A 3,378-nucleotide genomic window follows, 5' to 3' on the forward strand; every position below is an offset into this window, starting at 1 on the left:
CACCAGCCCGGCCGCACGCTGCGCCGAGCCAAAGGCTCCGCGCGCGGCCTCCTACACCACAGGGTGGGACACTATCTCCAGCGGGCGTGCGCAGCATGGCGCTTTCAGCCATCTCGGCGGGAACGCTGGGAGTATTGCTGTTCATCGCGGCAGGCGAGCTTGCATTCAGCCGGCGTCTCATGGACGCCATGCCGTCCTGCCGGCCGGTCATCGCGGCCACTGCTCTCGGCACGGTGCTCATCAACCCGCTGATAGGCCTTCTCGTCGGGACGTTGGCCGAGATCATTCGCAAACGCTTAATTGCGTACCGCCGTCCGTCAAAACGGTAGGACGTCTTTCTGGGCCGACAGCTGTCCTCGATCTTTCGCGAATGGCTGCTTCGGTGATGCTGCGTTGCGGCACCGACCTGATGAGCGAAAAGCAGCTGTGGGCTGCCTACGAAGGTGGGCCACTTCCCTCATGAAGCAGCCAAAGTCCTACTGTTTGCAAAGTGTCTCAGTCCAAGTGAGAAGCACCGCCTTATTGCGGCTGTTTCGGTGCTTCTCAGGTCAATCACCCCCATGGGTTAACGAGGTACTTCTCACCGGTGCGCATGGTGCGATAGTCCATAACGGCGTCTTTCGTCAGCATCTCGTCCAGCGTGACGCGTTCCTTGTAGTGGCTTGCGAAGGTCGTCGTGAGACTGTCGCGCACGCGTCGGCGCATGCGCTCCGTGGCCTCCTGCCCAACCGACTGAAGGAAAGGGAACAGCAGCCAGCCTGACAGAGTCCAACCGAAGCCGTAGCTGGGCGTCAGGATCGTCGCGCCCGTGTCGAGACGGCCGTAGATGAACATGCGCTTCTGCCGGTTCGAGCCGTAGCGCGAATACTCGGTCATCCGTTCGATCGCGACGCGTTCCATCGCCTCGAACGCGGTATCGACGAGCTTGCCGCCGCCCACGGGGTCGAACCCGTAGAACGCGCCGGTGTCGCGGATGGCGGCGGTCAGCTGGTCCATGAAATCCTCGTTGGAGGAATTGACCACGTGCTCGGCGCCCAGATCCTTCAGCAGGTCGACCTGATCGCTCTTGCGCACGATGTTGACCAGCTCGATCCCGTCCTCCTGACAGATGCGGGTGAGCATCTGGCCGAGGTTCGACGCGCCGACCGTGTGGAGAATGGCGTCCTGCCCGTCCGCCTTGGCGTTCTCTGCGAAGCCCAATGCGGTCATTGGGTTGACGAAGGCGCTCGCCCCCTCTTCCGCCGAATGCTCGCCGAGCGGCAGGCACATGCCGGCATCGGCGATGCAATACTGGCTGTAGGCATTGCCCGGCACACAGGAGACGCGCTGCCCCTTCAAAGCCTGCGCCGCATCGCTGTCGCCCGCGGCGATCACCGTGCCGGCGCCTTCGTTGCCCGCGGGCAGCTTCAGGCCGTGGCGGGCCGTGGACCCGGCGTTGGCTTGTTCGGGCATCTTCGCCACGAACTTGCCCTGGCTGTACTCGGCATTCTCCATGTCCGCGCCACCGACGAGGATCGCGAGGTCGGACGGGTTGATCGGCGCGGCATCCATGCGCACCAGCACCTGGCTGCCGGTGGGGTCGTCGAAGGTCACGTTCTCCAGCGCGACGGTCAGCGTGCCGTCCGCCTCCAGCGTGGTGAAGAGGTGTTTTCCGGTGGTGGCCATGCCGGGGTCCTTTGCCAAATGCGTTTCGGTCAAAACTGAAGCAATCGGTTCAGAAGTCACGGGGCCTGTTCAAAGCACGACGTGACGGTGGGATGATGGCTGTGTGGCGGATTGTCGGATAGGCGCGGCTGGAAAACCGTTCCACCTGCGTTAGAGTTTATCGCTTTTGAACACAGAAAAGGCCTGCGCTCTGCTTTCCTGTGACAAAGAGTACGGGCTTTCCGCTGTACTCAGGACGAGCTGTTTTAGCTGGTCCTGTGTCCCGTCCTGCCTGAGGTGACCGGACGGGATAACCCTGCCGATATGCGCCCATCCGATTTTGCTGCGCGATGGTACAAAAGTCCGGTTCGAGGAAACGGCATCGCGGTGATGAGAGCTGTGGCGAATGGCAGCTCTGGGCCGTCCGCTATGTCTCCACCAGTTGCCAGAACCCGTACTTCCGCCCGTGTTTCTGCATGAGAGCCTCGACGAACCGGGCGTGTGGAGGAATGTTGCGATGATCTTCGATGGCGGCATGGCATGACTGGCATTCGGCGAGATGGCGAGCGGCGTGGCGGTATTGGCTGGATTTCGCACGGTCGAGGGTATTGTTGATCATGGCACGCAGCATCAGGGTCGCGGCGAGCGGATAGTTGTCCTTCAGTCTGTCGGCAGCCTGGGTGAGCGTTTCGTAATCTTCGCCGTCCAGCTCCTCGGCCCGGGAGATCACGAGGCGTGCAGCACGCTCATGCGCCGGCCAGTCGACCAGAAAGCACAGTGCGCTTTCGAGATGCGGGAAGGCCTCCGCGTGGTCGAGGGCTCTTTCCTCAGCTTCCATGTCATCGAAATCCGGCAGCAATCTCAGGTACCGGCGAAGGCTGGGTGCGCTGAGCGCTTGTCCGAACCTCTCTTAAAGATGAAACTTGAGGTCATCCGTCCGCCCCTGCTTGCTGAGACATTCCTCATAAATCTCGTCGAGGTCATGGCGAAGAAGCTCGGATGACCTGGCCTCCGCAGCTGCGCGGGCATCGGCGATGATCCCGAATGCCTCGTCCACGCGGCCCGCATCAAGCAATCGGCGTGCCACACCTGGCGCGATGGTGCCGAACGTCAGTTGCTCCCGGGAGTAACGGGCCATGTAGGTGTCAACATCCCCCTGCACGTCGGCAATGTCGGCCAGGATGATCGACTTCGTGAGGTGCTTGTCGCGCCGCACGCGGTCCTCGGCGCTTGATGCGCGACCATAGAATTGGTTAAGCTTCCATTTCGGCATCGCTCGGTGGGACTTCGGCCCAAGCCTCCGTAATCTCCTTGAGATGGGCAAGGCCATCGTCCCCGAGGGCCTCGGCCGTGGCCGGTATGATCCCGTCGAACTCGCCGTAATCCGCCCCGGCGACGGCATCGAGGATGCGATCCGCCAGTACTTCGTAGGTCACGTTCAGGCTCGGCGCGACGTTCGCGATGATCTCTGCCGCGTCGTCCATGACCTTCCCGATCGCTCCGTTGCTGTCGTCGGTGCGTTCGTGGATCGAGGGGGCCAGTTGAAGGAATGACCACAGCAATCCGAAGGCCTCGTCGGCGTCCTGCGGTACGACGGTCTCCTCTATCATACGCAAGGAGTCACGAAAGGTTCGTTCGACACCTCGACACCTCGGCGTGCGGCGCCGTCCGGCAAGCGCGGCGCGCAGCCGGTCTACAGCGGTGAGGAGGGTCAGGAAACGGTCCAGTGGACCG

Annotated in this window: 2 protein-coding genes and 2 pseudogenes; 1 reads left to right on the forward strand and 3 read right to left on the reverse strand. The window is 62.4% G+C overall.

Annotation, left to right across the window (positions count from 1 at the left end; genetic code table 11):
* Positions 1 to 329, forward strand: a pseudogene (locus Q1A87_RS23095) (hypothetical protein); the annotation flags it as partial.
* Positions 330 to 552: 223 nt separating this feature from the next.
* Here Q1A87_RS23095 and Q1A87_RS23100 read toward each other — a convergent pair.
* The 3 genes and pseudogenes from Q1A87_RS23100 to Q1A87_RS23115 form a co-directional block, all read right to left on the reverse strand.
* Entirely contained in the window at positions 553 to 1,665 is a 1,113-nt protein-coding gene (locus tag Q1A87_RS23100; RefSeq protein ID WP_299657096.1) for a zinc-binding dehydrogenase, read from the reverse strand.
* A 406-nt stretch (positions 1,666 to 2,071) separates the two neighbouring features.
* A pseudogene (locus tag Q1A87_RS24385) lies at positions 2,072 to 2,974 on the reverse strand (DUF6880 family protein).
* On the reverse strand, positions 2,898 to 3,378 hold a 481-nt coding region (locus tag Q1A87_RS23115; RefSeq protein ID WP_363323064.1), incomplete at its 5' end, for a DUF6880 family protein. The gene Q1A87_RS23115 and the pseudogene Q1A87_RS24385, both read right to left, overlap by 77 nt.

The organism is uncultured Jannaschia sp. (genome assembly GCF_947494055.1).
In the GTDB taxonomy this organism is placed as follows: Bacteria; Pseudomonadota; Alphaproteobacteria; order Rhodobacterales; family Rhodobacteraceae; genus Jannaschia.